This is a genomic window from Methylobacterium variabile (genome assembly GCF_001043975.1).
Lineage (GTDB): Bacteria > Pseudomonadota > Alphaproteobacteria > Rhizobiales > Beijerinckiaceae > Methylobacterium > Methylobacterium variabile.
The window spans coordinates 1-616 of record NZ_LABY01000321.1 but is presented as its reverse complement, the minus strand read 5'-3'; the positions used below and the strand labels follow the sequence as shown (position 1 = coordinate 616).

The following is a 616-nucleotide window of genomic DNA, read 5'->3' as shown; positions in this document are numbered from 1 at the left end:
CGCGATGCCGGAGAGCAGGAAGACCGGCGTCAGCGCCACCTGGATGATGTGGGCGGTCGAGTCGACCTGGGACGGATCGGCGGAGGGGATCATGCGGGATCGGGCGGAGCGGCGAGACAGGCGGATCCCGCCTCCGCTTCGATAGGGGGCGCCGGGGTGCCCGGCAACCAGCGCCCGCGCATGTGGGTGCCGGCGACCCGCCGCAGGATCCCGGCATAGCCCGGATAGTCCGGCCCGATCAGCGGCAGGCCGAAATCGGCGATGGTCGCGCGGATGCCCCTGTCGTCGAGGGCGCGCCCGGCTGCGACGGCGTGGCGGGCGATCTCGAGCTCCTGGCCCCAGAAGTAGATCGCGTCCGCCCGCACATTCGCCTGCATGCGACGCACCTCCTCGACCCGGCCGTCCGAGACCAGGGGGAGCCAGATATCCGGCATCAGGAGGTCGACCGGGGCGTCCGGCCGCCACGCATGGGCGTCGCCCTCCACCACGCGGATCTTCGCCCGGGACTCCGCCGGCAGCTGCGCGGCGATGTCGAGGGCCTCGTGCAGCGCGACGATGGCGGGGTCGCGCTCGACCACCGTCACCGCGGCGACCTCCGGCCGCAGCGCGCTCGCCA

Annotated in this window: 1 protein-coding gene; it reads right to left on the bottom strand. The window is 73.7% G+C overall.

The window, feature by feature from the left end:
* Window positions 1–89: 89 nt before the first annotated feature.
* Window positions 90–616: hypothetical protein (locus VQ02_RS38470; protein ID WP_209437096.1), on the bottom strand; the 527-nt coding region annotated here is incomplete at its 5' end.